The organism is Neglectibacter timonensis, from assembly GCF_900048895.1.
In the GTDB taxonomy this organism is placed as follows: Bacteria; Bacillota; Clostridia; order Oscillospirales; family Acutalibacteraceae; genus Acutalibacter; species Acutalibacter timonensis.
In genome coordinates, this window is record NZ_LT160633.1 from 1 (window position 1) to 6089 (window position 6089).

Genomic DNA, 6089 nt, shown 5'->3' on the forward strand with positions numbered 1-6089 from the left:
TCATAGGGCTGGAGCAGCGCAAAAGCGTCCCGGCGCAGCTCGTCTTCGTCAATCCCACATTTTTTCGCATAAATCGCCAGCGTCATAATGCCATAAAAACGATGGCCTACCCGAATTTCGTCAGCAATCCGGTGCAGCCACCAATCGTAAAGGTCACGCTTGACCGTCCAACGACCCCGCCGTTCCTTCTTGATGATCCTCCGTTCATACCAATCTGGGTACTTCTCCTTTGCTTCATCCAGCGACAGGCGGCTCTTTCTCATAAGCCCCTCAAGCCGCTGCCTCTCCCCGTTGCTGTCCGGAATATAATCGAGCAGCTGCGCCAGTTCCACCGGCCCGCCAAGCCGGAACGCCCTCACAGGGTACTCCCGTCCCAGTTTCGAGCCGGAGCCGACCACCCGAAAGCCCTGCAAAATGCCCTGCATTTGCGGTTCTTTTATCGTGGAGGTATATCGGTTCCAAATCTGCCGAGTAAGGGAATATTTCAGCTCCTTCAAGCATTTCTGGTTGTGCGGATACATAGGCACTGGCTCTTTCAACACATAATATAGGTGAAGCCCCGTCCCGCTGTTTACAACAAAGGTTGCCTGGGGCAGAATATCCTTGTTCATCTGGTGCAGCGTGTCCCGAAGCTGCGGCATACCTACCCCGTCCAGATCAAACACCAAAGCATAAAGATACCTGGCATTTTTACCGCACCGCCGCAGACCAAAATAGGAAATCGGGGACATAATCGTAAAATCAGTGTCTTGTAGCTCCCGCAGTTCGTCCAGCTCGTCAGTGATAGTACACCGTTTCGCCTTACCATCCCCCTCGATCTGCAGGGCGATCCCGGTCGCCTTATCAACCTCAACTTTCTGAACCGTCACCGCAATCCCGTTTCCCTTCCTGTCCTCAAAATGTCCCTTCCTCTCGAAAGAACCCTCCGGGAATATCTCCCGATAAAACTCATACGGCGCCACCGGCTCCAAAAACCTTTCCAAATGCTCATTCTTTTCCTGATAAAGCTCTCTCTGCCGTTCCAAATCCTCTTGCTGATCCACCATTCCTTACACCTCTTTTCATACATTCTGCAAACCCACAGGGGGAAAAGGGGGAGCCAAAGAGCGGCCCCTCCGGGGCCTTAAAGAGAAAGTCACCTCCCCCTTTTCCCCCTCGCTCTGGGGCATGGAAATGATGGAAAACCTTTTAGGTTTGCCACATTCCCACACCCCGTCGCTCACCCCCATTTTCCCCTCCGACTTTCTCCCTATCCGAGAGAGAATATTTTTATTATTTTTCCCTGGCCTAAAGGCCATAGGGGGGCATATATTATCAATGAGTTTTTTCCCTATTTCTTGTTGTTATTATAGCCTGTCCAGATGGCGCTTTCAAGTCCCCTGGACAGGCATATATTATCAATACAGTTTTTCCCTATCTTATCAAAGCTCCATGCCGCCCCAGGTATGACCTCGTTCCTGCTCCTGCTCTGGCTGCTGCACCTCCGGCACAGGCAACAGCTCCCTGGCCCTTTCGACAAGGGGGCGGAACTTCTCTGGCAGGTGCCGATCCAGAAAATCCATCACCGCACTGACCCCATCCAGGAGCCGATCCGAGAAGCTGCGCTCCTGCTCCAACTCTTGTTCCAGGCACTCCACCTGTACCAGCAGCTTTCGGTTTTGGTTTTCAAGCCGCTGCCTCTCCTGAGCCTCCTTCAGCTTTTCTTTTGTCGAGGGGATTTTCTGCTGAAGCCGCTGATTTTCTTCCTTCAGCTCTTGCACTTTCTGTTCCGCTGCCGCACCTCTGATTGCTGCCGCCTTCAGTTCCTTTACCTGTTCTACGGTAACGCCTTTCACAGCTCCTGTCAGCGTCTTTTCTGGCTGTATGGCCTCCAGATCAGGCTTGACCTTCTCAACCGCCTTTAGGAGCTTCACATTCCCTTGCAACGCTTTTTTCTGCTTTTCCAAAGTTGCTATATCCTGTTCTGCTGCTGCAACCTGTTCCTGGACAGCTTCAAGGCGCTGCGCCGCTGCCCGGTACTCTGGCAAATCCATGTGAGGCCGACCACCGCCCAGGCTGATAATCTCAAAATCGTGTACCTGAGCAATCTCTCCAAGAGATACCTTCTCACGCTCCATCCAGGCTTTCCATTCGGTTTGCTTTCGGCCCAGGCTTTCAAATCCTTGCTGCTTTAACGCCTGCTTCATGGAAACCCTCGTGGACAGCCCCCGGCTCTGCCCAGTGGCCACCGGCACAAAGTCTACATGGAGGTGGGGCGTGGCTTCATCCATGTGCAGCACCATATTGAATACCCGCAGATGAGGATTGCGCTCCTGGAAGGACTCTGCAAATTCTTTGAGAGCTGCCGCTGCCCGTTCCCCTCCTGGGGAGCCGCACCCACAGTCCTCCATGTTACCGATCTGGAAGATGGCCTCGTGAAATAGCTTCTCCTGTTTGCTCTGCCGGATATGCTCATAGTAGTCTGGTATTTTGTCCCTGGTCTTTTTCTTTTTAGCGTTATAGGCAGCCAATGCTTCATCAAAAAGCTCATGGTACACCTGCTTCAAGTCATCGTTGCAAAAAGTGATATTCTGCTCCGACCGGCTGCGGTCTACATTCGCCGCCGAAAAACTCCTGTTATTGTGCCGAATACTTCCTCGGCCTGTCATTCCCGAAATGGTTGTTTCTATAAAATCACCCGGCCCTTTCTTGTAAAAAGAACTATATCCTACTATCTCTATTTTACCATACCTGGGTGGCTGTCACAACCTCTTTGTTACTTTCTGGTGAGAAAGTAACGCAAAAGCACTTTCACACCGCCTCCCCTTTGGGGCTGGCAGTATGAAAGTGCTTTGCGCCCTGCCGGGGGCTAAAAGAGCCGGCCTCACAACCATCTCTAAGAACTTCTTCTGTCACTCTACTTCTTCTGGTGCAAGAGGATAACCGCATAATTCTTCTTCCTGTGCAGGAACTTCTGCGTCCTCTGTTTTTACAGGGCCGGTTTCTTCAATCAAATCCGACGGGACAAAACTTACAGCCAACTGCTGTTCTTCCGGCAAGCTATTATACCAATCCAGCCATTCAAGCGTTTCTTTGGAAAGGTCCTCCGCATCCACCATCCGATCACCATATCGGACTTTACTTCCGTCTCCTTCTCTTTGCTCAAAAACGATCCATTTCTCGTTCATAAAAATCTCTATGGTATTGTCTGCCCCGTATTGATATTCAAAGCCTGTCCCAAAATTAGATTGGTTATCCTTTGTCGGTATCTCAGAGCCATCAACCGTTGAAGTAATTTCCCCGTCCATTACCCCGCAACGACCACTTATGGTGCTTTCTTTCCCCGTATCATAGTAGAGTTTTCCATCCACCATTACCATAGGGATTTTATCCCATTCATGCGTTTCTTCAAGCGGCGGATCAGAGGGATTTTCTGACTGCCCCGGCAGCTCACTCTCACTTACAGGAACAATCTCATATTGATAGCTATCCCAACGACCTCCAATATCGGCTGATGTAAAATAATCCAGTTTCTCCGCCGGAAATTTCAGTCTGCCTGACTTTACAGCTTCCGCACAGTAGATGATCTCATAACTTGTATCGTCTGAGAGATTGAACCTAAAACTCGTTATGGTCTCCCCGACAACAGGCTCCGTTTTCTTATCGCTTACCTCCAGTCCCGAAAACAGAGAATAAAGATCAGCTATGTCTTCGCTTTCTGTGATAACTTGCTTTTCGGCGGAGTATGGCTCAGCATTGCGATACATCTCAATGTTATTTACATCAGCAACATCAAAGGGCATAGAAATAGTTTCTTTTTTTTCACAACCAGTGAATACCAAAACCATAGCCGCCACCAAAACAAGAACAATCTTTTTCACTGTATCACACCGCCTTTCTTACTTGTACTGACGAAAAAAATATACTTTTGTTTCCTATCTGCCACCAAAAACTTTTGAAAACCAGCTTTTTTTCTGCTCCACCGTCTGCCCCTGTTGATTTGGATCATCTTCACCATCAGTAAGCTGCTGCCGAATTGTTCCGGCATGAAGTGCCTGGGCGGCCTGGGCAGTCTGCTGTGCCACCACCAGCGCAGAGCTGACCTCTGCCAGCCTTGCATTCAATTCTTCAATCTGCTTGTCCTTTACAGAAAGCTGCCCTTGTAGCGTGTCAATGGTGGCCTGTAAAATTGCTACCACACCAGCCTCTTGCGACTGCTCCGGCACCGCTCCAATGGAGCGCTCCGTATGCGTATCCGTATGCGATCCATTGGGGCAGCCATCTCTCAAAAAGTCTTGTTTTATCAGGGTTTCAGCCTGCTCCGATAGATACAAGACCCCCTGTTCCGTATGCGCATACGGAGCGCAAACCGTATACAGCTTGCCTTTGTACCGCTTATAAACCGCCTGTTTTGATACGCCTATCTCGTCGGCTATCTGCCGGATTGTTTTCATACCTTCACGAACAGGCCAACGGACACACACCCTCAAATCCCGGCGTGGATATGTACCAGCAAGCGGGGCCTGTCGGCTCCCAGGCTACTTCAAGGGTAATCTCGTGCCAGCCATCGGGAAACAAGGCGGTAAATCCCTGCCCAGCATGTATGCCGTACCCTTCCAGAAGCAGCCGAGGGTGCGGATCATCGTCCGCCGGATCGGGGAGCCGCAGCTGCGCGATCCTCTCTTTATCCCAGCTCATAGACCTTTCCTCCTTCCCCTAAAATAAATCGCTATGCGATCCCGTCCGGGTGAGATATAAAATCAGCTCGTCCCCGTCCACTTCGTAGATCAGCAACCAATCCGGCGTAATGTGGCACTCACGACACCCCGCATAGTCCCCGGAAAGCTGGTGATCCCTGTTCTTTTCCGGCAACGGCTCCCCCGCAGCCAGCTTTTTAATAATATCGGTCAGCAAAGAAATATCAAAGCCGCGCTTTTTCACACGCTTCAAATCCTTCTGAAACTTTGTGGTTGGTCTTATGTTATACATCGGCAAGTAGCTCCTCCATCATCTGATCGACATTGGAATAGGTCTTGCCGAGGCTCGGATTAGCCTTCATTCTCTTTACTTCCTTGATTGCTTCGACGGTTTCCGCGTTCGGCACATCGCCGCTGATTTCAAAGGGTATTCTATACTCCCTCACAGCCTTACGCGCAAAAACATTGAACGCCGTTGTCATCGTCATTCCCATATCAGCACAGAACGCCTCAAACTGCCGCTTCAAATCCGCATCCATACGGATATTGATACTTGTATTCGCCATAATAGCAACTCCTTCCGCTTTTATTATAACCCGTTTTATCATATTCATTGTATAGCTTTTTGTTTACAATGTCAATACAATCTCCCTGTCCTCGACGCTCTAAAGTTCTATCCCAGTATGTACGCATTTAGGGGGCAAAAAAGCCTTGATTTATGCGGCTTTACGGGCGCAGTAGCGAGGGAGCCGGTATATTTACCCTCGGAGGGCTGAAAACGACTTCTAAAGCGTAACAAGGGCCTTTCTGGGCCTTATTCCTGACCCTCATTGTGCAGTGCGTCCAGGAGCCAATCGCTCAACTCCTGCGAAGGGGACACCCGCACCGTTATATGCCCATCTTCAAAGCGCACCGCTGGCGGTGGACAATCCCACCATTTGCGGATAGTTTTCGGATCAAGGCCAGTTTCTCGGTGGCAGTCGGCCTTACGGCCTTCCGGGTGCTGCTGCCGCCACTCATAAACCCGTACCTGAGCTGTTCCGCTGCCTTTAGGTCGACCCTCATTGACAATCTCTCCTAACTGTTTTTTTAATGCTTTCATTGTGTTCATCACTTGAATATGCTCTTCCTGCTTACGCCAATTCCGCTTATTGACAGGCATAGTAAGACCAGAGAGCTTCGCTATATCGTCCCTGGGAAATGTCACATAGTCCTCATTGAACATCTCCAGGGCACACACCACATCATCTTTCGTGAAGCGGTTTATGTCCTCCACGCTCATATCATCATAGGGCTGGAGCAGCGCAAAAGCGTCCCGGCGCAGCTCGTCTTCGTCAATCCCACATTTTTTCGCATAAATCGCCAGCGTCATAATGCCATAAAAACGATGGCCTACCCGAATTTCGTCAGCAA

Annotated in this window: 7 protein-coding genes and 1 pseudogene; all 8 read right to left on the bottom strand. The window is 50.2% G+C overall.

The features are described from left to right. Positions 1–1046: hypothetical protein (locus tag BN3911_RS00325; RefSeq protein ID WP_066859794.1), on the bottom strand; the 1046-nt coding region annotated here is incomplete at its 3' end. A 375-nt stretch (positions 1047–1421) separates the two neighbouring features. Then, complete coding sequence (locus BN3911_RS00330; RefSeq protein ID WP_025491723.1) at positions 1422–2648, bottom strand: plasmid recombination protein; 1227 nt, start codon at positions 2646–2648, stop codon at positions 1422–1424. A gap of 243 nt (positions 2649–2891) precedes the next feature. After that, complete coding sequence (locus BN3911_RS17510) at positions 2892–3860, bottom strand: hypothetical protein (RefSeq protein WP_066859798.1); 969 nt, start codon at positions 3858–3860, stop codon at positions 2892–2894. A 54-nt stretch (positions 3861–3914) separates the two neighbouring features. Continuing rightward, complete coding sequence (locus BN3911_RS00340; RefSeq protein ID WP_025491722.1) at positions 3915–4433, bottom strand: hypothetical protein; 519 nt, start codon at positions 4431–4433, stop codon at positions 3915–3917. 4 nt (positions 4434–4437) lie between these two features. Beyond that, complete coding sequence (locus BN3911_RS00345) at positions 4438–4677, bottom strand: hypothetical protein (protein WP_117531940.1); 240 nt, start codon at positions 4675–4677, stop codon at positions 4438–4440. An 18-nt stretch (positions 4678–4695) separates the two neighbouring features. After that, on the bottom strand, positions 4696–4968 hold the full coding sequence (locus BN3911_RS00350; RefSeq protein WP_066859802.1) for a type II toxin-antitoxin system YafQ family toxin: 273 nt from the start codon (positions 4966–4968) through the stop codon (positions 4696–4698). Continuing rightward, positions 4961–5242: a type II toxin-antitoxin system RelB/DinJ family antitoxin gene (locus BN3911_RS00355; protein ID WP_025491725.1), complete on the bottom strand. Its 282-nt coding sequence runs from the start codon at positions 5240–5242 to the stop codon at positions 4961–4963. Before BN3911_RS00355 ends, BN3911_RS00350 begins: the two co-directional genes overlap by 8 nt. Before the next feature lie 248 nt (positions 5243–5490). Beyond that, positions 5491–6089: pseudogene (locus BN3911_RS00360) on the bottom strand (hypothetical protein); the annotation flags it as partial.

What these genes read in the sequence shown, in the direction of transcription:
- BN3911_RS00330 (WP_025491723.1), bottom strand. Translation starts at nt 2,648, where the DNA reads ATGACAGGCCGAGGAAGTATTCGGCACAATAACAGGAGTTTTTCGGCG.
- BN3911_RS00340 (WP_025491722.1), bottom strand. Translation starts at nt 4,433, where the DNA reads ATGAAAACAATCCGGCAGATAGCCGACGAGATAGGCGTATCAAAACAG.
- BN3911_RS00345 (WP_117531940.1), bottom strand. Translation starts at nt 4,677, where the DNA reads ATGAGCTGGGATAAAGAGAGGATCGCGCAGCTGCGGCTCCCCGATCCG.
- BN3911_RS00350 (WP_066859802.1), bottom strand. Translation starts at nt 4,968, where the DNA reads ATGTATAACATAAGACCAACCACAAAGTTTCAGAAGGATTTGAAGCGT.
- BN3911_RS00355 (WP_025491725.1), bottom strand. Translation starts at nt 5,242, where the DNA reads ATGGCGAATACAAGTATCAATATCCGTATGGATGCGGATTTGAAGCGG.